General features: G+C 68.0%; 18 protein-coding genes. 11 read left to right on the top strand and 7 right to left on the bottom strand.

Annotated elements, in window-relative coordinates:
* Positions 1-2: 2 nt before the first annotated feature.
* Positions 3-1304 (bottom strand): FAD-dependent oxidoreductase, encoded by a 1302-nt coding sequence (locus AB3K92_RS32775; protein WP_369466589.1) that lies wholly within the window; start codon positions 1302-1304, stop codon positions 3-5.
* A 331-nt stretch (positions 1305-1635) separates the two neighbouring features.
* Here AB3K92_RS32775 and purL point away from each other — a divergent pair, with 331 nt between their 5' ends.
* Together purL and AB3K92_RS32765 are read left to right on the top strand one after the other, a co-directional pair.
* Entirely contained in the window at positions 1636-5700 is a 4065-nt protein-coding gene (gene purL, locus AB3K92_RS32770; protein WP_369466588.1) for a phosphoribosylformylglycinamidine synthase, read from the top strand.
* 5 nt (positions 5701-5705) lie between these two features.
* Positions 5706-6251, top strand: coding sequence for a GNAT family N-acetyltransferase (locus AB3K92_RS32765; protein WP_059490102.1), 546 nt, complete (start codon positions 5706-5708; stop codon positions 6249-6251).
* 167 nt (positions 6252-6418) lie between these two features.
* On the opposite strand, the gene AB3K92_RS32760 is transcribed toward AB3K92_RS32765, so the two are convergent.
* The 5 genes from AB3K92_RS32760 to AB3K92_RS32740 all read right to left on the bottom strand — a co-directional run bounded on the left by AB3K92_RS32760 (position 6419) and on the right by AB3K92_RS32740 (position 10228).
* Complete coding sequence (locus AB3K92_RS32760) at positions 6419-7201, bottom strand: peptidylprolyl isomerase (protein WP_048021011.1); 783 nt, start codon at positions 7199-7201, stop codon at positions 6419-6421.
* An 18-nt stretch (positions 7202-7219) separates the two neighbouring features.
* Entirely contained in the window at positions 7220-7528 is a 309-nt protein-coding gene (locus AB3K92_RS32755) for a BolA family transcriptional regulator (RefSeq protein ID WP_021163397.1), read from the bottom strand.
* A 1-nt stretch (position 7529) separates the two neighbouring features.
* Positions 7530-8060 (bottom strand): septation protein A, encoded by a 531-nt coding sequence (locus tag AB3K92_RS32750; protein WP_011352350.1) that lies wholly within the window; start codon positions 8058-8060, stop codon positions 7530-7532.
* A gap of 123 nt (positions 8061-8183) precedes the next feature.
* On the bottom strand, positions 8184-8615 hold the full coding sequence (gene msrB / locus AB3K92_RS32745) for a peptide-methionine (R)-S-oxide reductase MsrB (protein ID WP_021163396.1): 432 nt from the start codon (positions 8613-8615) through the stop codon (positions 8184-8186).
* A 44-nt stretch (positions 8616-8659) separates the two neighbouring features.
* Entirely contained in the window at positions 8660-10228 is a 1569-nt protein-coding gene (locus AB3K92_RS32740) for a YdiU family protein (protein ID WP_059494190.1), read from the bottom strand.
* Positions 10229-10379: 151 nt separating this feature from the next.
* On the opposite strand from AB3K92_RS32740, the gene AB3K92_RS32735 reads away from it, so the two are divergent.
* From AB3K92_RS32735 to AB3K92_RS32715, 5 genes are all read left to right on the top strand, one after another.
* A complete protein-coding gene (locus tag AB3K92_RS32735; protein WP_059708046.1) occupies positions 10380-12023 on the top strand; it encodes a 3-(methylthio)propionyl-CoA ligase in 1644 nt (547 codons plus the stop codon).
* A gap of 201 nt (positions 12024-12224) precedes the next feature.
* Positions 12225-14309 (top strand): 3-hydroxyacyl-CoA dehydrogenase NAD-binding domain-containing protein, encoded by a 2085-nt coding sequence (locus AB3K92_RS32730; RefSeq protein WP_027787170.1) that lies wholly within the window; start codon positions 12225-12227, stop codon positions 14307-14309.
* A 40-nt stretch (positions 14310-14349) separates the two neighbouring features.
* The gene (gene pncA, locus AB3K92_RS32725; protein ID WP_027787171.1) at positions 14350-14982 is read left to right on the top strand and encodes a bifunctional nicotinamidase/pyrazinamidase; all 633 of its coding nucleotides are present in this window, start codon (positions 14350-14352) and stop codon (positions 14980-14982) included.
* 51 nt (positions 14983-15033) lie between these two features.
* A complete protein-coding gene (locus AB3K92_RS32720; protein WP_027787172.1) occupies positions 15034-16212 on the top strand; it encodes an acetyl-CoA C-acyltransferase in 1179 nt (392 codons plus the stop codon).
* A 261-nt stretch (positions 16213-16473) separates the two neighbouring features.
* On the top strand, positions 16474-17874 hold the full coding sequence (locus AB3K92_RS32715) for a GGDEF domain-containing protein (protein ID WP_021163392.1): 1401 nt from the start codon (positions 16474-16476) through the stop codon (positions 17872-17874).
* Positions 17875-18020: 146 nt separating this feature from the next.
* On the opposite strand, the gene AB3K92_RS32710 is transcribed toward AB3K92_RS32715, so the two are convergent.
* Positions 18021-20162, bottom strand: a complete 2142-nt coding sequence (locus AB3K92_RS32710) for a hypothetical protein (RefSeq protein ID WP_369466587.1) — start codon at positions 20160-20162, stop codon at positions 18021-18023.
* Between the two features lie 872 nt (positions 20163-21034).
* Here AB3K92_RS32710 and AB3K92_RS32705 point away from each other — a divergent pair.
* From AB3K92_RS32705 to AB3K92_RS32690, 4 genes are all read left to right on the top strand, one after another.
* Positions 21035-21349, top strand: a complete 315-nt coding sequence (locus AB3K92_RS32705; protein WP_027787175.1) for a Dabb family protein — start codon at positions 21035-21037, stop codon at positions 21347-21349.
* A complete protein-coding gene (locus AB3K92_RS32700; RefSeq protein WP_011352338.1) occupies positions 21346-21825 on the top strand; it encodes a PaaI family thioesterase in 480 nt (159 codons plus the stop codon). Before AB3K92_RS32705 ends, AB3K92_RS32700 begins: the two co-directional genes overlap by 4 nt.
* Before the next feature lie 190 nt (positions 21826-22015).
* The gene (locus tag AB3K92_RS32695) at positions 22016-22975 is read left to right on the top strand and encodes an alpha/beta hydrolase (RefSeq protein WP_318826927.1); all 960 of its coding nucleotides are present in this window, start codon (positions 22016-22018) and stop codon (positions 22973-22975) included.
* Positions 22976-23023: 48 nt separating this feature from the next.
* On the top strand, positions 23024-23464 hold the full coding sequence (locus tag AB3K92_RS32690; RefSeq protein WP_021162651.1) for a GNAT family N-acetyltransferase: 441 nt from the start codon (positions 23024-23026) through the stop codon (positions 23462-23464).
* The last annotated feature ends 4 nt before the right edge of the window (positions 23465-23468 follow it).

Raw genomic sequence — 23468 nt, 5'->3', positions numbered from 1 at the left:
GGTCAGGTCGTGAAGCGCCCGGCGGTTAGCGCGGCGAGCGTGTCGGCGCGCCAGTGCTGCACGTCGCCGCCCAGGTAGTCGGCCACCACTTTAGCAGACCCGCATGCGAGCCCCCAGCCGGCCGGGCCGTGCCCGAAATTGACGAATACGCGCGGATGCGGGGTCGGACCGACGACCGGCAGGCCGTCCGGCGACAGCAGTTGCGTACCTTGCCAGGACAGCGCGGCCGAGATCTTCGCGGCACCGGGCACCCAGTCGTGGACGGCCTGGCCGAGCAACGCGAGCGCGGCCTCCGACAGCGGCTCGGCGAGCGGCTTCGCGGTGTCGGGCAGGCTCTGCAGCACGGCGCCGCCGCCGACGCGCAGCCGCTGGTGGGTGCGCGTGATCGAGATGCGCTTGATCGAATCGATGACGTTCAGGTGCGGCGCATGTTCTTCGTAGGCGACCGGCGCGGTCAGTGCGTGGACCCGCACCGGGTGCAGCGGCAGGCGCCAGCCGAGCCGGTCGAGCAGCGGCAGGCTGCCGGCGCCGGCGGCGACCACGATTGCATCGGCGGAAATCACGTCGACGTCGCGGGCGTTCGACGCGTGGCGGTCGCCGGGCGGGACGAGCTCGACCGCGACGCGGCCGTTGTCGACGCGGATCGCGGCGACTTCCGCGCCGAAGCGGAACTGCACGCCGTGCTCGTCGAGCGTCTGCTTGACCAGTTTCGCGAACAGCGGGCAATTCCCGGTGCGCTCGGTCTCGAGCAGCACGCCGCCGGCGAAACCGGGCTCGGCCGGCACCGACGGCTCGAGTGCCGCGCATTCGTCTGCGGAGAGCAGGCGGTACGGCTGGTCGAGCGTGCGAAGGAGGTCGAGCGCGGGCTGCATCGCTTCCCAGTCACGCGGATCGCGCACGACGTGCAGGATGCCGGGCTTCTGCTCGAACTCGAGCTCGAGGCGCGTCTCGATGTCGGCGAGCGCGTCGCGCGACGCGTCGATCAGCGGCCGCAGCCGCGTGTACTGCGCGGCGAACGCGTCGGGCTCGCGCAGCCTGCCGAGCTGCTTGACGAAGCGCCGTACGCCGCCGTTGAAGCCGGGCTTGTAGACGATGCCGCTGTCGCGCGGCTGGCGCTGGCGCATGAAGGTCGGGCCGAACCAGACGTCGAGCGGGCTCGGCAGCAGCGCGCCGCCGTCGCCGTAGGTCGCACCCTGCGCGACGGTCGCGTGGCGTTCGACCACGCATACGCGATGGCCGGCCGCGCGCAACTGGTAGGCGGTGGCGACGCCGCTGATTCCGCCGCCGATGACGATGACATCCATGGATTGCTTCGATGACGGGCGGCGCGCAGGCGCTGCCCGGTGAGAATTCGCTGAGGGCCCGGGCCCGGTGAACCCGGAATGATAGCGCCAAAATCGCGGGAGCCGGCGCCGGGGTGACACGTGCCGTGCCGCCGGGCCGCGGCCGCCGGCTGCCGCGCCCGCGCGGGGCGGCCCGGCGGGCAGGCCGTGCGCGGTGGATATCGCGGCACCGATGCGGTGCATGCGGGTTGCCGATCGGCCGGTCTTGGGCGACCGACTTCCGGGTATAATTACGGCCTTCCTTTCGCCCCACGTCGCCACCTCGCGCGACTCATCGACGTCAGTCCAGCCCATGGCTCACTTCTCGTGTTTTCCCGGCGCTTCGGCCCTCTCCGATTTCCGTCAAACCCGTCTGCTCGACACGCTCAGGCAAATCGACGCCAACGTCGTCGCGGTGCGCGGGCAGTTCCTGCACTTCGTCAATGCGGCCGAGCCGCTGTCGGCCGACGACAGCGCGCGCATCGACGCGCTGATGCACTACGGCGCGCCGTTCGAGGCGGCGGCCGAGAAGGGCACGACCGAGACCTTCGTCGTGCTGCCGCGTTTCGGCACGGTTTCGCCGTGGGCGAGCAAGGCGACCGACATCGCCCGGCACTGCGGCCTCACGCACGTGCGCCGCATCGAGCGCGGCGTCGAATTCACGGTCACGCTGAAGTCGGGCCTGCTCGGCGGCAAGAAGGCGCTGTCGGACGACGCGCGCGCGGCCGTCGCGGCCGCGCTGCATGACCGGATGACCGAAAGCGTGGTCGCGGCGCGCGACGACGCGCAGCACCTGTTCGACGAACTGCCGGCCAAGCCGCTGTCGACCGTCGACGTGCTGGGTATCGGCCGCGGCGCGCTCGAGCGCGCGAACGTCGAGCTGGGCCTCGCGCTCGCCGACGACGAGATCGACTACCTGGTCGACGCGTTCCGCAAGCTCGAACGCAACCCGACCGACGTGGAACTGATGATGTTCGCGCAGGCGAACAGCGAACACTGCCGCCACAAGATCTTCAACGCGCAGTGGACGATCGACGGCGAAGCGCAGGACATGTCGCTGTTCGCGATGATCCGCAACACCGAGAAGCTGAGCCCGCAGGGCACGATCGTCGCCTATTCGGACAACTCGTCGATCATGGTCGGCGCCGAAGCCGAACGCTGGTTCCCGCGCAACACGGGCGCGGCCGGCGAGCCGGGCGAGCGCTACGGCCGCCACACCGAGCTCACGCACACGCTGATGAAGGTCGAGACGCACAACCACCCGACGGCGATCTCGCCGTTCCCGGGTGCGGCGACCGGCGCGGGCGGCGAGATCCGCGACGAAGGCGCGACGGGCCGCGGCGCGCGTCCGAAGGCCGGCCTGACGGGCTTCACCGTGTCGAACCTCGACCTGCCGGACGCCCGCCAGCCGTGGGAAAACGCGCGCGACGCCGCGCAGCCGGTCGGCGAGCGCAACCCCAACGACGCGTACGGCCCGTACGGCCGTCCGGACCGCATCGCGTCGCCGCTGCAGATCATGATCGACGGCCCGCTCGGCGGCGCCGCGTTCAACAACGAATTCGGCCGCCCGAACCTCGGCGGCTACTTCCGCGTGTACGAGCAGAACGTCGGCGGGAAGGTGCATGGTTATCACAAGCCGATCATGATCGCGGGCGGCCTCGGCAACATCGCGGATCAGCATACGCACAAGCACGACGTGCCGGCCGGCTCGCTGCTGATCCAGATCGGCGGCCCCGGCATGCGGATCGGGATGGGCGGCGGCGCCGCGAGCTCGATGGCGACCGGCGCGAACACGGCCGAACTCGACTTCGACTCGGTGCAGCGCGGCAACCCGGAAATCGAACGTCGCGCGCAGGAAGTGATCAACGGCTGCTGGCAGCTCGGCGCGGAAAACCCGATCCTGAGCATCCACGACGTCGGCGCGGGCGGCCTGTCGAATGCGTTCCCCGAGATCGTCGACGGCGCGGGCAAGGGCGCGCGCTTCGAGCTGCGCAAGGTCGCGCTCGAGGAATCGGGCCTGTCGCCGCGCGAAATCTGGTCGAACGAAGCGCAGGAGCGCTACGTGCTGGCGATCGCGCCGGCCGACCTGCCGCGTTTCGAGGCGATCTGCGCGCGCGAGCGCTGCCCGTTCGCGGTGGTCGGTGTCGCGACCGACGAACGCCAGCTGAAGCTCGTCGACGACGAAGCGACGGGCGCCGACGAATACCCGGTCGACATGCCGATGGAAGTGCTGCTCGGCAAGCCGCCGCGCATGCATCGCGACGTCACGCGCGTGACGACCGAGCGTGCACCGGTCGACGTGACGGGCATCGCGCTGTCGGAAGTCGCGATCGACGTGCTGAAGCACCCGACGGTCGGCAGCAAGTCGTTCCTGATCACGATCGGCGACCGTTCGGTCGGCGGCACGTCGGTGCGCGACCAGATGGTCGGCCCGTGGCAGGTGCCGGTGGCCGACTGCGCGGTCACCGCGCTCGACTACGCGGGTTTCAAGGGCGAGGCGATGACGATGGCCGAGCGCACGCCGCTCGCGGTGATCGACGCGCCTGCATCGGGCCGCATGGCGGTCGGCGAGGCGATCACGAACATCGCGAGCGCGCCGATCGCGTCGCTCGACAAGCTGAAGCTGTCGGCGAACTGGATGGCCGCGTGCGGCACGGCCGGCGAGGACGCCGCGCTGTTCGACACGGTCAAGGCGATCGGCATGGAGCTGTGCCCGGCACTCGGGATCGGCATCCCGGTCGGCAAGGACTCGCTGTCGATGAAGACGAAGTGGGACGAGCAGGGCGTCGCGAAGGAAGTGGTGTCGCCGGTGTCGCTGATCATCTCCGCGTTCGCGCCGGTCGAGGACGTGCGCCGTCACCTGACGCCGCAGCTGCGCCGCATCGCCGACGCGGGCGACAGCGTGCTGATCGCGATCGATCTCGGCCGCGGCAAGAACCGGATGGGCGGCAGCATCTTCGCGCAGGTCACGCAGCAGGTCGGCGACACGACGCCGGACGTCGACGATGCGGAAGACCTGAAGCGTTTCTTCAACGCGATCCAGTCGCTCAATGCGCAAGACAAGCTGCTCGCGTACCACGACCGCTCGGACGGCGGCCTGTGGGCGACGGTGTGCGAAATGGCGTTCGCGGGCCACGCGGGCGTGTCGCTGAACGTCGACATGCTGACGCTCGACCCGAATCACGAATCCGACTACGGCGACGCGAAGGACTGGGCGAAGCAGACGAGCGGCCGCCGCGAGGATCGCACGCTGCGCGCGCTGTTCTCCGAGGAACTGGGCGCCGTCGTGCAGGTGCGCGCGACCGACCGTGACGCGGTGCTGGGCGCGCTGCGCGAGTTCGGCCTGTCGGCATGCTCGCACGTGATCGGCTCGGTCAACGATCGCGACGTGATCGAGGTGTACCGCGACGCGAAGAAGATTTTCGACGCACCGCGCGCCGAACTCCATCGCGCGTGGAGCGAAGTTAGCTGGCGCATCGCGCGCCTGCGCGACAACCCCGCGTGCGCGGATGCCGAATACGACGCGCTGCTGGACGTGGCCGACCCGGGCATCTCGCCGGTGCTGAGCTTCGATCCGGCCGACGACATCGCGGCGCCGTTCATCGCGACGGGCGCACGGCCGCGTGTCGCGATCCTGCGCGAGCAGGGCGTGAACTCGCATCTCGAAACGGCCTACGCGTTCGACCGCGCGGGCTTCGATGCGCACGACGTGCACATGAGCGACCTGCTGGCCGGCCGCGCGAATCTCGCCGATTTCGCGGGTGCGGTCGCATGCGGCGGCTTCTCGTACGGCGACGTGCTGGGCGCGGGCGAAGGCTGGGCGAAGACGATCCGCTTCAACGCGAATCTCGCCGACATGTTCTCGGCGTTCTTCGCGCGTCCCGACACGTTCGCGCTCGGCATCTGCAACGGCTGCCAGATGCTGTCGAGCATCTCGTCGATGATCCCGGGTGCGGAAGCCTGGCCGAAGTTCACGCGCAACAAGTCCGAGCAGTTCGAGGCGCGTTTCTCGTTCGTCGAAGTCGAGAAATCGCCGTCGATCTTCTTCGCGGGGATGGAAGGCTCGCGGATTCCGGTCGCGGTCGCGCACGGCGAAGGTTATGCGGACTTCTCGCAACAGGGCGACATCGATCGCGTCGCGGTCGCGATGCGCTTCGTCGACCACCGCGGCGAAGCAACCGAGCGTTATCCGTTCAACCCGAACGGCTCGCCGGCCGGCATCACGTCGGTCACGACGGCCGACGGCCGCTTCTCGGTGCTGATGCCGCACATGGAGCGCGTGCATCGTACGGTCACGATGAGCTGGCACCCGGAAAGCTGGGGCGAAGCGAGCCCGTGGATGCGCGTGTTCCGCAACGCGCGCCGCTGGATCGGCTGATCGGGATGATGTTCGATCCGAACGCGCCGGTCGAGGTCGTCACGCTGCGCGACGAGCGCGCGAGCGAGGCCGACGCGATCGGCCGTGTGATCGTCGCCGCGTTCGCGGGCGAGCCGGAAGGCGGGCAGTTCGAGCGGCGGATCGTCGACACGTTGCGTGCGGACGGTGCGTTGAGCGTCTCGCTCGTCGCGGAACGCGACGGCCGGCTGATCGGGCACGTCGCGTTCTCGCCGGTGTCGATCGGCGGCGAGGCGCCCGGCAGCCAGGGCTGGTACGGGCTCGCGCCGCTCGCGGTGCTGCCCGACTGCCAGCGGCAGAGCATCGGCACGGGGCTGGTGCGCGCGGGGCTCGACGCGTTGCGCCGCCTCGGTGCGCGCGGCTGCGTCCTGCTCGGGGAGCCCGCGTACTACACGCGTTTCGGCTTTGCGCCGTCCGGCGACATCGTGTTCCCGGGCGTACCGCCCGAGTATTTCCTTGCGCTGTCGCTCGACGACTCGGCGCCGCGGCCGTCCGGCGACGTTCGTTATCACGACGTGTTCCATCCCGCATAAGTCCGCGGCGCGAGCCGATCAGGCATACGGCAAAGGCCGCTCTTCGGAGCGGCCTTTTCTTTGGTGGGAACACCGCACATCGTGATGCGCCGGCAGGCCAGCCTGCGGGCAACAAAAAAGCCGCTCCAGGGAGCGGCTTTTCGATGCACGAGCGGCGAGCGCCTGCGTTACTGGATCTTTGCCTGCTGGCGCAGACCTTCCTCGAACGCCTGCAGCTTCTGCTGCACGAGCTGCTGCGCGATCTGCGCCTTCACCTGCTCGAGCGGCGGCGGCGCGATGTCGCGGATGTCGTCGACGCGGATGATGTGCCAGCCGAACTGCGTCTTCACCGGCGTGTCGGTCATCTGGCCTTTCTGCAGCTTCTGCGCGGCCGCCGCGAATTCCGGCACGTACGCCTTCGGGTCGGACCAGTCGAGATCGCCGCCGTTCTTGCCCGAGCCCGGGTCCTTCGAGAACTGCTTCGCGAGATCCTCGAACTTCGCGCCGGCCTTGATCTTCGCGATCAGGTCCTTCGCCTGCTGCTCGTCGCTGACGAGGATGTGGTGCAGGTGGTATTCGCGGTTGCCGCCGGCGCCCTTGACGAGGTCGTCGTAGCGCGCCTTCACTTCGGCGTCGGTCGGCTGGTTCTTCTTCAGGAAACTCTCGATCATCGAACGCAGCACGACGGTCTGCTGCGCGACGGCGACCTGCGCCTTCACGTCCGGACGGTTCGGGATGCCTTCACGGATTGCTTCCTGCATCAGGATTTCGCGGTTCACGAGTTCCTGGCGCACGGCCTGCTGCAGCTGCGCGTTGTCGGTCTGGCCTTGCTGCACGAGCTGGGCGACCATCGCGTCCGCGCGCGACTTCGGAATCGGCGTGCCGTTGACGACGGCGATGTTCTGGGCAAATGCCGGTGCCGCTGCGAAAGCAGCCGCCGCGACCCACAGGCGGGGGGATTTCAGGATCATCGGGAATTCCTAATGAGACTAGATTGAAGATTCGTTGAATTCTTCGGGCGTGTAAGCCACGATCGCGAGCGCGTGAATGCCGCGCTGCATCGCATCAGCGAGCGCATCATACACCAGCCGGTGCCGCGCGACGCGCGGCTTGCCCGCGAACGCGGCCGACACGATCGTGACCGTGAAGTGGCCGCCGGCGGACGCGCCGGCGTGGCCCGCGTGCTGCGCGCTGTCGTCGCGCACGGTGAGCGACAGCGGGGCGAGCGCTGCGGTGAGGCGCGCTTCGATCAGCGCGATGCGTTCGTCGGGCGACGCGTGGAGAAAGGCGTCCGTCATGTCACTCGTCCTTCAGGTATTTCGTGAGCCACAGGCTCTGCAGGATGATGAAGACGACCATCGCGCCCGTCGTGCCGAACAGCTTGAAGTTCACCCATTGCGACTCGGTGAAGTTGTGCACCACGTACAGGTTCGCGACGCCGAGCACCGCGAAGAACAGCGCCCACGCGACGTTCAGCTTGTCCCACACGGGGTGCGGCAGCGTGAGCTGCTTGCCCATCATCTTCTCGATCAGGTTGTTGCCGAACGCATAGCGCGCGGCGAGCAGCCCGATCGCAAACAGCCAGTACAGCACAGTCGGTTTCCATTGAATGAATTTCTCGTCATGCAGGACGAGGGTGGCACCACCGAAAACGACGATCACGCCCAGGCTGACCCACAGCATCGTGTCGACCTTCCGGTGCCGGAAGGCGACCCACGCGACCTGGGCCAGCGTCGCGACGATCGCGACGGCGGTGGCGGTAAAGATGCCCCAGACCTTGAAGGCGGCAAAAAACAGGATGATCGGAAACAGATCGAACAGGAATTTCATGGCGCTCGCAGCTGCGTGAAAGGCCGCTTGCGCGGCCTTTCACCGTTGTAGGGACCCGCCAGGCACCGCCGGAGCGGATCGGGGCGGCGGCGCGGCGTACCCCGCCGATCCGCCCGGCGCCGCTCATTCGTTTTCGGGTCGGGACTCGAAGTTTAACGCAGCCGAATTGATGCAGTAGCGCAAACCGGTCTTGTCGCGCGGGCCGTCCTCGAAGACGTGGCCGAGATGCGCGCCGCAGTGGTTGCAGCGGACCTCGACGCGCACCATCCCGTGCGAGTAGTCGACCTTCTCGTCGATCACCTCGCCGTTGAGCGGCTTGAAGTAGCTGGGCCAGCCGCAGCCGGAGTGGAACTTGGAGCCGGATTCGAACAGGGGCGTGCTGCAGACGACGCATTTGTAGATGCCGGCGTCCTCGGTGTCGGTGTATTCGCCGGTGAACGCACGCTCGGTTGCCGCGTGCTGCGTGACTTCGTACTGCATCGGCGTGAGCCGCCGGCGCAGCTCGGCGTCGTCCTTCTGGTACGGGAAGGTCTTGTCGTCGGAATCGTGGGACATGGGGTTCTCCTGATCGGTCGGTCGATACGCGCGGGTTGCGGGCCTCAGGACGAGCAGCTCACTTCGAGCGACCCGGCCCAGTCGGGCGGCAACGCCGCGTACGCTTCATGCTCCGGTTGTTCGTCGAACGGCCGGCGCAGGATCTGCGCGAGCCGCTCGACCTCCGAAAAATCCTTTTCCTTCGCGCGCCGGATCGCGACTTCGGCCAGATGGTTGCGCAACACGTATTTCGGGTTCGCGCGATTCATCGCGGCCGCGCGTGTCGCGTCGTCGCGCGTTTCCTCGGACAGCCGTGCGCGGTAGAGGTTCGCCCACGCATCGAACGCGTCGCGGTCGATGAACAGGTCGCGCACGGGGGCGTCGCGGCTCGCGTCGTGCTTCGAGACCTGTGCGAGCCGGCGGAACGTCAGCGTGAAATCCGCGTGGCTCGCATGCATCGTCTCGAGCAGCTTGTTCGCGAGGTCGGCATCGTTCTCGCGTTCGAGCTCGAGGCCGAGCTTTGCGCGCATCGCGCGCTCGAGCGCGGGGCCGAAACGTTCCGGGAATTTCGCGAGCACGGCCTGCGCGTCGTCCACCGCGCGCTCGGCGCGCGCATCATCGTCGGCGATGCCGTGCTGCAGCCCGATCAGCGGCAGCAGCGCCTGCGCGAGGCAGTAGCAGTTCCAGTGCGCGATGCGCGGCTGCATCCGGTACGCATAACGGCCGTTCGTATCCGAGTGGTTGCAGATGTGGTTCGCATCGAACGCATCGACGAAACCGAACGGGCCGTAGTCGATCGTCACGCCGAGGATCGACATGTTGTCGGTGTTCATCACGCCGTGGCAGAAGCCGACGGCCTGCCATTGCGCGACGAGATCCGCCGTGCGCAGCGTCGCGGCTTCGAGCAGCGCGAGGTACGGATCGTCGGCATGGCGGCAATCCGGATAGAAGCGGTCGATCACGTGATCGGCGAGCTGGCGCAGCAGGTCGGGGCGATCGTTCGAGAAGAAGTGCTCGAAGTGGCCGAAGCGCACGAAGCTCTCCGACACGCGCGTGACGACGGCCGACGTCTCGATTTCCTCGCGCACCACCGGCTGGTCGGAACCGATCACCGTCAGGGCGCGCGTGGTCGGGATGCCGAGGTGATGCATCGCTTCCGAGCACAGGAATTCGCGGATCGACGAGCGCAGCACCGCGCGGCCGTCGCCCATGCGCGAATACGGCGTGCGGCCGCTGCCTTTCAGCTGCAATTCGTAGCGGCGGCCGTCGGTGCCGGTGCGCTCGCCGATCGTCAGCGCGCGGCCGTCGCCGAGCTGGCCCGCCCACACGCCGAACTGGTGGCCGGAATACACCGCTGCGTACGGCATCGCGTGCGCGGGCCAGTCGCGTGTCGGGTTGCCGGCGAACAGCTCGGCGAAACCGGGCTGCGCGGCGAGCGACGGCGGCAGGTCGAGCAGGTGCGCGACTTCGCCGGAAAAGCCGACGACGTACGGCGCGGCAAGCGGCGCGGCCGGCAGCCGCGTATGAAACGCGTCGCCGAGCGCGACGAACGCGCCGGCGGCGGGCGCGCCGAGCGTGGCGGCGAGGTCGGGGAGGGTGTCAGCCGTATCGGCTGCGCTTCGGGAAAACGACATGTTGAGCGCCTCTGGGTAAGCCGATATTGTAAGGCGGCGCCGCGCCGCCCGCATGGCGGCTCGCGCGCGATGCGCGACGCCCGTCCGGGGCCGCTGACGGGCGCGCCGCAGAGGCTGGTCACCGATTCGCATCCTCACGGAGAACAAGACGATGGGTAAGCCGTTGCTGGGCCAGATGATGGACATGCCGTTGCTGGTGTCCTCGCTGATTTCTCATGCCGCGCGACATGCCGGCGACACGGAGATCGTATCGAGGCGCGTGGAAGGCGATCTGCATCGCTACACGTACCGCGATTGCGAACGCCGCGCGAAGCAACTGGCGCAGGCGCTCGCGCGGCTCGGCGTCGAAACCGGCGATCGCGTCGGCACGCTGGCGTGGAACGGCTACCGGCATCTGGAAGCGTATTACGGGATCGGCGGCATGGGTGCCGTGTGCCACACGATCAACCCGCGCCTGTTCCCCGAGCAGATCGCGTACATCGTCAATCACGCGGAAGACCGCTACGTCTTCTTCGACCTCAATTTCGCCCCGCTCGTCGATGCGATCGCGCCGCAATGCCCGCACGTGAAGGGCTGGGTCGCGATGACGGACGCCGCGCACCTGCCGTCCGGCACGACGCCGTTCCTGTGCTACGAAACGCTCGTCGAAGCGGAGGACGGCCGCTACGACTGGCCGCGCCTCGACGAGCAGCAGGCGTCGGGGCTCTGCTACACGTCGGGCACGACCGGCAACCCGAAGGGCGTGCTGTATTCGCACCGCTCGACCGTGCTGCACGCGTACGGCGCCGCGTTGCCGGACGCGATGAACCTGTCCGCGATGGACGCGGTGCTGCCCGTCGTGCCGATGTTCCACGTCAACGCGTGGGGGCTGCCGTACGCGGTGCCGCTCACGGGCGGCAAGCTCGTGTTGCCCGGCAAGGATCTCGACGGGAAATCGCTGTATGAGCTGATGGAAGCCGAGCGCGTGACGTTCTCCGCGGGCGTGCCGACCGTGTGGCTCGGCCTGCTGAACTACATGCGCGAGGCCGGTGTGCGCTTCTCGACGCTGAACCGCACGGTGATCGGCGGCTCCGCGTGCCCGCCCGCGATGCTGCGCACCTTCGAGGACGAATACGGCGTGCGCGTGATCCATGCGTGGGGGATGACCGAACTGTCGCCGCTCGGCACGCTCGCGAAGCTCAACTGGGCGCAGTCGCAGCGGCCGCTCGACGCGCAGCGCAAGCTGCTCGAGAAGCAGGGGCGCGTGATCTGCGGCGTCGACATGCGCATCGTCGGCGAGGACGGCCACGAGCTGCCGTGGGACGGCGTCGCGTTCGGCGAGCTGCAGGTGCGCGGCCCGTGGGTGATCGACCACTACTTTCGCGGCGATACGTCGCCGCTGTCGGACGGCTGGTTCCCGACCGGCGACGTCGCGACGATCGACCCCGACGGTTTCCTGCAGATCACCGACCGCAGCAAGGACGTGATCAAGTCGGGCGGCGAGTGGATCAGCTCGATCGACATCGAGAACGTCGCGATCGCGCACCCGGGCGTGGCCGAGGCCGCCTGCATCGCCTGTGCGCACCCGAAATGGACCGAGCGCCCGCTGCTCGTCGTGGTGCCGCGCGAAGGGGCGAACCTGAACCGCGACGCGCTGCTCGCGTTCTACGAAGGCAAGGTCGCGAAGTGGTGGATTCCCGACGACGTCGTGTTCGTCGACTCGCTGCCGCACACCGCGACCGGCAAGCTGCAGAAGCTGAAGCTGCGCGAGACATTCCGCGATTACGTGTTGCCGACGGCGGTCGGCGAGTCGTAACGCGAGCCGTAACGTCTGCGCCCGGGCCGCAAGCGGCTCGCGAAACGGTCGCCCGATCCGTCCCCGGATCGGGAACAAAATTCAAATTGAACGACCGTGCTTTTTCGTTGTATGCTGCCTGCGTTCAACCGGACATGCGGCTGTTCGACCGCGCACAATGAAGCGCAGCCACCCCGGCGCGCGATGCATGGAGGCAGGCAGATGGCAGTGGATTACTCGACTCGCGACGGCGTGGCCGTCCTTACGCTCAACAATCCGCCCGTCAACGGGCTCGGCCTGTCGACCCGTCAGGGCGTCATGGACGCGCTCGATCGCGCCGCGCAGGACCCGTCGGTCACGGCCATCGTGCTGACCGGCGCGGGACGCGCATTCTCGGGCGGCGCCGACATCACCGAATTCAATACGCCGAAGGCGCTGCAGGAGCCGACGCTGCACACCGTGATCCGCGCGGTGGAGGCGAGCGCGAAGCCCGTCGTCGCGGCGCTGCACAGCGTCGTGATGGGCGGCGGCCTCGAGCTCGCGCTCGGCGCGCATTACCGTGTCGCGGCACCCGGCGCGCAGGTCGCGCTGCCCGAGGTGAAGCTCGGCCTGCTGCCGGGCGCGGGCGGCACGCAGCGCCTGCCGCGCGCGGTGGGACTCGAAACCGCGCTGAACATGATCGTGTCGGGCGCGCCCGTGCCGTCGGAGCAACTCGCGAAGAGCGGGCTGTTCGACGAGATGGCCGACGGCGACCTGCTCGACGCGGCCGTCGCGTTCGCGCGCAAGGCCGGTGCGCAGAAGGGGCCGCATCCGCGCGTGCGCGATCGCAAGATCGTCCACGCGAACGCCGCGGGCTTCATCCAGTTCGCGCGCAATTCGGCCCGGGCCGCCGCACCGAATTTCCCCGCGCCGCACAAGTGCATCGACGCGATCGAGGCCGGCGTGCTGCACGGCTTCGACAAGGGCAGCATCGCCGAGCGCGAGGGTTTCGTCGCGCTGATGATGACGCCGGAAAGCCGCGCGCTGCGGCATGCGTTCTTCGGTGAGCGCGCGGCGAGCAAGATTCCCGACGTGCCGTCCGATACGCCGCTGCGCGAGATTCGCCGTGTCGGCGTGATCGGCGCGGGCACGATGGGCGGTGGCATCGCGATGAATTTCGTGAATGCAGGGCTGCCCGTCACGCTGCTCGAAACGAAACAGGAAGCGCTCGAGCGCGGCGTCGCGACGATCCGCAAGAACTACGACGCGCAGGTGAAGAAGGGCAAGCTCACGCAGGAGAAGCTCGACGCGCGCATGGCGCTGATCACGCCGACGCTGTCCTACGACGACCTGAAGGATGCCGACCTGATCGTCGAGGCCGTGTTCGAGGAACTCGGCGTGAAGGAGCAGGTGTTCAGGAAGCTCGACGAAGTCGCGAAGGCGGGCGCGATCCTCGCGTCGAACACGTCGACGCTCGACGTCGACAAGATCGCAGCATTCACGAAGCGTCCGCAGGACGTCGTCGGCATGCACTTCTTCAGCCCGGCGAACGTGATGAAGCTGCTCGAGGTCGTGCGCGGCGCGCAGACCGCGAAGGACGTGCTCGCCACCGTGATGGCCGTGGCGAAGAAGATCCGCAAGACGGCGGTCGTGTCGGGCGTGTGCGACGGCTTCATCGGCAACCGGATGATCGAGCAGTACATCCGCCAGGCGCTCTTCATGCTCGAGGAAGGCGCGCTGCCCGCGCAGGTCGATCGCGCGATCGAGAAATTCGGTTTCGCGATGGGGCCGTTCCGGATGAGCGACCTCGCCGGCAACGATATCGGCTGGGCGATCCGCAAGCGCCGCTATGTCGAGCAGCCCGGCCTGCAGTACTCGAAGATCGCCGACCGCCTGTGCGAGCAGGGCCGCTTCGGCCAGAAGACAGGCGCCGGCTGGTACGACTACGTGCCGGGCGAGCGCAAGGCAAAGCCGTCGTCGCTCGTCGACGAGATGGTCGTCGCGTATTCGAAGGAGCGCGGCGTCGAGCGGCGCAAGATCGGCGACGACGAGATCGTCGAGCGGCTCGTGTTCGCGCTGGTGAACGAAGGCGCGAAGATCCTCGAGGAGAAGATCGCGTCGAAGGCGTCCGACATCGACATGGTCTACCTGACCGGCTATGGCTTCCCGCTGTGGCGCGGCGGCCCGATGCTGTACGCGGACGTGGTCGGCCTCTACAACGTCGAGCGCGCGATTCGCCGCTACGCGGCCGCGCCGAACGGCGACGCATGGCAGCTCGCGCCGTCGATCGCGGAGCTCGCGAAGGCCGGCCGCGGGTTCAACGGCTGACGCGCCGGATCGCGGCGCGACGCACACCCGGAGAAACGCAATGAGACACACCGACGACGTGCTGCTCGTGATCGACGTGCAATACGACTTCATGCCGGGCGGCGCGCTCGCAGTGCCCGACGGCGACGCGGTCGTGCCGGTGATCAACGCGCTGGCGCGGCGCTTCGACCAGGTCGTGCTGACGCAGGACTGGCACCCGCGCGAGCACGTGTCGTTCGCGGCGAACCATCCGGGCCGCGAACCGTTCTCCACGCTCGCGCTGCCGTACGGCGAGCAGGTGCTGTGGCCCGTGCACTGCGTGCAGGACACCGACGGCGCGGCGCTGCATCGCGATCTCGACATCCCGCATGCGCGGCTCGTCATCCGCAAGGGCGGCGACGCGCAGGTCGACAGCTATTCCGCATTCGTCGAAGCGGATCGCACGACGCGCACGGGGCTCGCGGGCTATCTGCGCGAGCTCGGCGCGAAGCGCGTGTGGTGCTGCGGGCTCGCGACCGACTATTGCGTCGCGTGGTCGGCGCTCGACGCGCGTGCGGCCGGTTTCGACGCCGCGGTGATCAACGATGCGTGCCGCGCGATCGACCTGAACGGGTCGCTCGCCCACGCATGGCAGCAGATGCAGGCAGCGGGTGTCGCGCATGTGACGTCCGCGGGCGCGCGCCCGGCGGCGTAGCGCATTTCCCCATTCGATGCAGGACATGAAGCAGGACCGAAGGAGACTCGCATGACCGAAGCCGTAATCGTATCGACCGCCCGCACGCCGCTGGCGAAATCCTGGCGCGGTGCTTTCAACATGACGCACGGCGCGACGCTCGGCGGCCACGTGGTCGCGGCCGCGCTCGAACGCGCGAAGCTCGACCCCGCGCGCGTCGAGGACGTGATCATGGGGTGCGCGAACCCCGAAGGCGCGACCGGCGCGAACATCGCGCGGCAGATCGCCTTGCGCGCGGGGCTGCCCGTGAGCGTGCCGGGAATGACGGTGAACCGCTTCTGCTCGTCGGGGCTGCAGACCATCGCGCTGGCCGCGCAGCGGATCATCGCGGGCGAAGGCGAGGTGTACGTCGCGGGCGGCGTCGAATCGATCTCGTGCGTGCAGAACGAGATGAACCACCACATGATCCAGGAAGGCTGGCTCGCGCAGCACAAGCCCGAGATCTACTGGAACATGCTGCAGACGGCCGAGAACGTCGCGAAGCGCTACGGCATCTCGAAGGAGCGGCAGGACGAGTACGGCGTGCAGTCGCAACTGCGTGCCGCGGCCGCGCAGGAAGCCGGACGCTTTCGCGACGAGATCGTGCCGATCACGGTGCTCGCGGGCATCGCCGACAAGGCCACGGGCCGTCTGTTCACGAAGGAAGTGACGGTATCGGCCGACGAAGGGATCCGCCCGGACACGACGCTCGAAGGCGTGTCGAAGATCCGGTCGGCCGTGCCGGGCGGCGTGATCACCGCCGGCAACGCCAGCCAGTTCTCGGACGGCGCGTCGGCCTGCGTCGTCATGAGCGCCGACGCCGCGCAGCGCGAAGGGCTGCAGCCGCTCGGCGTATTCCGCGGTTTCGCGGTGGCGGGCTGCGAGCCGGACGAGATGGGCATCGGCCCCGTGTTCGCGGTGCCCAAGCTGCTGAAGCAGGCGGGGCTGAAGGTCGACGATATCGGCCTGTGGGAACTGAACGAAGCGTTCGCGGTGCAGGTGCTGTACTGCCGCGATACACTCGGGATTCCTGAGGATCGCCTGAACGTGAACGGCGGCGCGATCGCGGTCGGCCATCCGTACGGCGTGTCGGGCGCGCGCCTGACGGGCCACGCGCTGATCGAAGGCAAGCGGCGCGGCGTGAAGTACGTGGTCGTCACGATGTGCATCGGCGGCGGGCAGGGGGCGGCCGGCCTGTTCGAAATCCTCTGATCTTTGGCGGGTGGCGGCCGCGGCTTCGCTTCGGCGAGGCAGGCGGCCGCGATGCGAATCGGCGCGACTGAACCGCCATTCGAAACAATCGGGAAGCAAAAGGCGTGCGCCGGGCAATGCCGTTTCCCCTTACTTGTCAAACAATTTGCCCCACCTATACTTGCTCTGACATTTGCCTTTCGGCACGATGGGCCGGATCGTGCGTCGCACGATCCGTGCCGCGAAGGTTCGAACCAACGCAGCAGACCGACCGGGGACCGAATGAGTACGACCTATGCAGCCGGGGAACCGCCGCGCGTCGTCAGCGCGGCCGCGAGGCTCTACGCGAAATGCCTGCTGGTCGGATTCGCGTTGCTGCCCGCCTATCTGATCGCCTATCTGTGGTTCTTCAGCGACCCGCACGCGGTGTTCGAGAACCACGCGTTCCATGAAATCGCGATCGCGGCCGCGACCCTCGAGGGCGGGTTCGTTACCTACGTGACGTGGGTGTGCTACCGGTCGTCCGGCGAACCGCTGCTGCGCTGGCTGACACTCGGCTTTCTCGGCTTCGCGATGATCTACGCGCTGCACGGTGCGTTCACCGGGATGGCGCATCACAATATCTGGCTGTTCCTGCTGTACGGGCCCGCGTCGCGGCTCGTGATGTCGATCCTGCTGCTCACGGGCCTGCTGTCCTATGCCCGTCCGCCCGATCGCTTCGACAAGCGCACGAGCGTGCGCACGTGGCTGCCGTGGATCGTGTTCTTCGTGATCGTCAACGTCGTCGTGGCGTACATCGCGTATTCGCCGGTCGCGGGCGCGCCGGGCACGCGGCTGTCGATGGAAGGCGGCGCGCTCGTGTTCTCGCTGCTGAACGTCGCCATGCTGCTCGCGCGCCGGATCCGCTCGCCGCTGATGGTGATCTACGGCGTGTCGATCATGGCGTTTGCGCTGTCGTCGCTGGCGTTCATTCTCGGCAAGCCGTGGAATCACATGTGGTGGCTCGCGCACGCGATTTTCGCGGGCGGCTTCTTCCTGCTCAGCTACGGCGTCGTGCAGGCGCTGCAGACGACGCGCTCGTTCTCGGCGATCTACAGCCAGGAAGACCTGATGAGCCGGCTGTCGGAATCGATGGCGCGCACCGAGAGCGCGCTGCAGGAACTGCGGCGCACGAACCAGAAGCTCGAATACATGGCCGCGACCGATCCGATGACGGGCGCGTCGAACCGCCGGCAGTTCATCGCGCAGGTCGAGCGCGAGATGGTTCGGGCCGAGCGCGACGGCACGCCGTTCTGCCTGCTCGCACTCGATCTCGACAATTTCAAGAACATCAACGATGCGTACGGGCACCAGATCGGCGACGAGGTGCTGCGCGGCGTCGTGCGTCAGTGCCTCGACGCGATCCGGCCGGCCGGCGGGCTCGCGCGGGTCGGCGGCGAGGAGTTCATGGCGCTGCTGCCCGAGATGCCGCTCGAAGGCGCGCGGATGACGGCCGAGCGCGTGCGCTCGTCGATCGCGAGTTCGCCGTTCGGGCTCGATTTCAAGCGCGTGCAGGTGACGGTCAGCGTCGGCGTCGCGCAATACGGGGTCGACGGCAGCACGGTCGACGCGTTGCTGCGCGTCGTCGACGAACGGTTGTACCAGGCGAAGCGGGAAGGGCGAAACCGCGTCGTGTCGCGGTGACGCGGGGTGGCGTGGCACGCGGGACGTTCGGCAACGCGGCCGTGCCGAAGGCGTGTCGATCGTTTCGATTTCCGCCCAAGCCCCGGGCGAGGTAACGTACCCGTGGCTTCGGCATGTCCGGTCGGCATGCGACGGGCGATACGCAACTAGCGCGATGCCAGGGCCGCCGCGTTTTCCGGCTGCGCATCCTGCATCTGCCGCGACGCCTGCCACCAATACTTGCCCGCGCGCTGCTGCGGATCGCGGATCGCGAGATACGTCGTACTCCAGAGCTGTGCCGCGTTGGCTTCGGTCGCATCGGCGCTGCGCGTGCCGAACGCGTCGGTCTGGTACTTGCCGTTCACGTAGGACCACGTCCACATTTCCGACGTCCGCATGTCGCGCCCGTTCGAGATCACCTGCCAGATCGTCTGCCGCGCCTGCGCGAGCAGCGTGCGGGTCGCGGCCGACAGGTCCTGGCGCGCGAGCTGGCGATCGAGACCGGCCACCCACATCGCCTGCTGCCACGACCAGATCACCGTGCCGTGATAGGCGGAACTCGTGAACTTCGGCCACAGTGCCTGGCTCGCATACGCAGGGTTCGCGATCAGCATGCCGGCATCGGTCACGAGCCCGGTCGGGAACGGCCGCGTGACGTCGGCGACGATCCGCTGGAGCTGGTCGTCCGGCGGTGTGCCGAACAGCAACGCGAAGCCGCCATCGGAGTTCATCACCGGAATCGGATTGCCCTGCTGATCGAGCGAGAGCGCGTAGAAGGCCATCGGTGCGCTTGGCGCGGCACCGGGCGGCACGCCGGCGGACGGCGCATAGGCCGACACGTCGGCGGTCGCCTGCGCGGCCGGCACGCTGACCTGGAACAGCGGCGGCGCCTGCGTTTCCCATGTGGCTGCCTGGTTCGCCGTGTTGGCGAGCGTCGCGCGCTGTCCGGCATCCAGGTACGGATCGAGCAGGCCGCGCGCGAGGAACGCGTTCGCCGCGCGCAACGCGGCCGGCACGAGCACCGCGTTCACGTCATACGGGTAGACGCCGCCGCCGAGCCCATCGGTACTGTCGCGCCAGTTGCCGACGATCTCGCCGGGCCGCAGGTGGATCAGGTTCGCGACCGACGGCTGCTGCGCGAACGGCTGCGCGGTGGTCGCGACGTGCAGCAGGTTGACGACCAGGCGGGCGCCGTTGGTCTGCCCGTCGCTGCCGCGCTGGGCCAGATACGCAGCCGCACGCGCCTGGCCGCGCGTATCGTCGATCAGCCACGCGGCCGCGATCGGCGCGAGCAGGTAGTCGCTGTCGATCATCTTGTAGTCGTAGGTCGGCGTCGGATCGTTCGGTTTCCCGTTCTTCTGGTTGTCGACGAGTGCGAACTCGCCGATGCCTTCCTCGTGCGCGACCTTGCCGTCGGCCGACAGCCGGCTCAGCACCGACGACAGGCCGGCCTCGATCGCCGCGGGTTCGAGCACGGGCATCAGCATGCGAACCGAGATCAGCGTGTCGCGGCCGAAGTAGGTGTCGTACTGCCACGAGCCCGCCAGCAGCTTGTCGTGGAAGCTCAGGAATTCGAGCACGTTCTGGCTCACGGGGTCGGGGTTCACCGACGGCGCGAGCAGATCCGCGCGCGTGATCGGCGACAACGGCGTCTCGCCCGACAGCGCATCGACATGCAGCCGCAGCGTGTGCGAGCCCGCGGGTGCGCTCAGGACGAGCTTGCCGCCCGCAGCCGGCACGATGCTGCCGCCGTCGCGCAACGTGATGCGCAGCGAATAGCCGGGCGCGCCGTCGATCCGGTCGCGTTGCCATTGCGCGGCGCTGCCCTGGACCGTCGGCGCGGCGAGAATCTGTTGCGGAATCGTTGCGCCGCCGTTGAAGTCGCGCAGGAAGCGCACGTTGCTGAGCACGCCCTGGCGGATCGTCAGCGTGCCGGTGTCCACCGACACGTCGGCGCCGATGCCGTACAGCGGGCGGCCGTGCGCGTCGGGTGCCGACAGCGCGGACGGCGGCGTGTCGAGGCTCCAGTTCACCGGCTGCGCGGTGTCGTCGAACCACAGCCCCGTGCCGCTGTTGCCGGCGGGGAAGACCACGAGCAGGCGCGGTTTCGTCGACGAGCGCACCAGCAGGTGCGCGGCGACCTTGTCCTGCCGGTAGAACGCGTTGATCTGGCCGCCGGCGTCCATGCGGAACGATAGGGCGGCGTTGTTCGACGGCGGGCTGTTCGATTTGACGTCGTCGTCGTTGCAGGCCGCGAGCAGGCCGGCGCAGATGAATCCGAGGCACAGCGACTTCACAAGGCGATGCATGTTGATGTCCCTCCTGATGACTGGCGATTTTTTATCGGGATGGTCGAATGAACGGATCTGTTGTCCGTTTGGTACCGTGTCGCGGGCATTCGAGTGAATGCCGGGTGTTAATCAGGATGTGATGCTGTTGCGGTGAGTGAATCGAGCAGGAAATTGGCAAACAGGCGATAAATGCCGAAAGCTGAAACGGCAAGGGACGCCGCCCCGACGTGAAGCGAGAAAAGGCAAGGCGGGCGGCGTTCGTGGAGGCGCGTGCCGGCTTGTGTGCGGCGGGAGAAAATCAATCGTAAGCCGCTGTAGGGAATTCTAAATTTTCAGAAGAATCGAAGTCAATGGCGTTTTTCTGATTTCAGGCTGTTTTGCGAAAAAAGCGATCGTAACTATTACTCGTTGAGTCGGTAAATTATGCGATTTAATGAAGGCGGGTATTGGAATCCGGATATTCGGTGAATAAATAATCGGCAATGACGTTTCATTTTGCCGATTGCTGCCGTGCCGGAATTGAATCGTCCAGTTTGCGCGGGCGATTGCCGAGGCGCGCAGACTTGCGCGAAGCGACGCACGCGAAGCCGGGCAAGCCGCGTTCCCGCGATTCAATGGAAGGTGCGCGATCGTTCCATCGGAGCCTTCAAGTTTGGTAGGCTTGGCGATTGCCGCCGCTTGCGCGGATCGCGCCGTCGGTGAGCGACACGGTGAAATTGCGCGTATCGTCGCCGGAAAGGCCGGGCGACAGCCGATTCGATACGAGTTTTCCCTCCGTTGCCGCGACCGCGTGCAAGCGAAGCGGGCAGACGACTGGCCGGGCATCACCCGGCCGGCCACGAGGCGGGCCGAGCCCGCATCGTGAACACCAACGAACTGGAGCAACCGAAGTGATCAGACATATCGTCATGTGGAAGTTGAAGGAATCGGCCGAAGGCGCGACGCGCGCGCAGAACGCGCTGAAGCTGAAGGAAAAGCTCGAGGGCTGCCGCGACCTCGTGCCGGGCACGCTGCAGATCGACGTCGGCGTGGCAACGCCCGGCCTCGACGCGACCGCCGACATCGTGCTCGTGTCCGATTTCGCGGACAAGGCCGCGCTCGATGCCTACCAGGTGCACCCGGTTCACCAGGAAGTGAAGAAATTCGTCGTCGCGGTGGCCGAGTCGCGCGAATGCGTCGACTACATCGTCGACAGCGCACGATGAGCGACGCGGCAACCCCGACGGACGGCCCGTCGATCGAAAGCCCGTTCGTCGACCTGCTCGGCGTGCAGCTCGTGTCCGCGAAGGACGGGGCGAGCGAGCTCGTGCTGCCGCTCGAAGAGCGGCACATGAACACGTGGAGCATCGCGCACGGCGGTGTGACGATGACGCTCGCGGACATCGCCCTCGCGATGGCCGCGCGCAGCCTGACCGACGACGGTGTCGGCGTCGTGACGGTCGAGATGAAGGTGAACTTCATGCAGCCGGGGCGCGGCGAGTTGCGCGCTTACGGGCGCGTGATGCATCGCTCGACGACGATGGCCTACTGTGAAGGCGAAGTGCGCGACAGCGACGGCAATTTCGTCGCGAAGGCGCTCGGCACGTTCAAGTACATGCGGCGGCTCGCGGTGGGCCGCGACATCAAGCGGCAACGCTCGCGCACGGCGCCGGACGCCCAGCCCGGCCCGAGCGACGCATAAGCGCCGGGACGCACGGCCCTGCCGCTTTGTCGGCAGGGCCGTTTTGTTTTGCACGTCGCAGGTGTACCGTCGAACGCGTTCGCGGCAGGCCGAGAGAGGGCCGGGATTGCGCACCGCGCCCGCGCGACGAGGGCGTGGCATCATGTGACGCTTGTCCGTTCACGGCGTCGCACTGGCGCCGTCCTTATCGATGCCGCTGAATCCGAAGATCGCCCAGGTGCTCGACATGATCGAGCGCGCGAAACGTCCGTCCTACCATCACCAGACGCCGCAGCAGGCGCGCGCCGCGTACGAGAAGAGCGCGCCGATCCTCGACGTCGCACCGGCGCCGATGCATTCGGTCGAGGAGTGCGTCGTCCCGACGCGCGATGGCCGCACGATCGGCGCGCGGCTGTACCTGCCGGTCGCGCCGAGCCTCGCGGAGCCGCTGCCTGCGCTCGTGTACTACCACGGCGGCGGTTTCACGGTCGGCAGCGTCGATACGCACGACGCGTTGTGCCGGATGTTCGCGCACGACGCGCAGTGTGCGGTGCTGTCGGTCGGCTACCGGCTCGCGCCGGAGCATCGGTTCCCGACCGCGGTGAACGACGCCGACGACGCGTTGCAATGGCTGCATCGCGAGGCCGCTATGTTCGGCATCGATGCCGAACGGCTGGCCGTCGGCGGCGACAGCGCGGGCGGCACGCTCGCGACCGTCTGCGCGGTGCTCGCACGCGACTCGGGCATTCGCCTTGCGCTGCAGATGCTGATCTATCCGGGCGTGACGGGCTACCAGGACACCGGATCGCACGCACGGCTCGCGAACGGCTACTTGCTGACGCAGGACACGATCCAGTGGTTCTTCACGCAATACGTGCGCGATCGGGCGGATCGCGACGACTGGCGTTTCGCACCGCTCGACGGCACGCACGATGCGCCGTCGTTCGCGGGCGTCGCGCCGGCGTGGATCGCGACGGCCGAATACGATCCGTTGAGCGACGAGGGTGCCGCGTATGCGGAGAAGTTGCGTGCGGCGGGCAATGCGGTCACGCTGGTCTGCTATCCGGGGATGATCCACGAATTCTTCAAGATGGGCGGCTACATCCCCGAGGTGCGGGCCGCGCATGCCGACGCGGTCGCGGCACTGAAGGCCGCATTCGACGATGTTTGACGACGTTTGACGGCATTTGACGGCGCGCGCGCCGCGTGGAGGGCTGCGATGACGGACGGCGTGGTGGAAACGGGCGACTGGGCGGTGCTCGGCGGCGACGCCGCGCGGATCCGCGACGCGGTGTTCGTGCGCGAGCAGCAGATTCCGCCGGAATGGGAACTCGACGACGACGATCCGCTATCGCTCCATGCGGTGGCGTACCGGGTCGATGCGGCGACCGGCGTGCGCCGCGCGGTCGCGACGGGGCGGCTGCTGCCGTCGGGCACGATCGGCCGCGTCGCGGTGCTGGCCGATGCACGCGGCCAGGGCGTCGGGTCGGCCGTATTGGACGCGCTGCTGGACGCGGCGCGGCGCCGCGGCGAAATCGTCGTGCGGCTCTATGCGCAGGATTCGGCCGTGTCGTTCTACTTGCGGCACGGCTTCACGGCGGTCGGCGAACCGTTCGTCGAAGCGGGCGTGCCGCACGTCGAGATGGCGCGCGCGCCGTAGCACG

The sequence above is a fragment of the Burkholderia sp. Bmkn7 genome, assembly GCF_041103175.1.
Taxonomy (GTDB): Bacteria; Pseudomonadota; Gammaproteobacteria; order Burkholderiales; family Burkholderiaceae; genus Burkholderia; species Burkholderia cepacia.
Note: the sequence above shows the minus strand (reverse complement) of the source record. Positions and strands in the feature narration are given on the sequence as shown.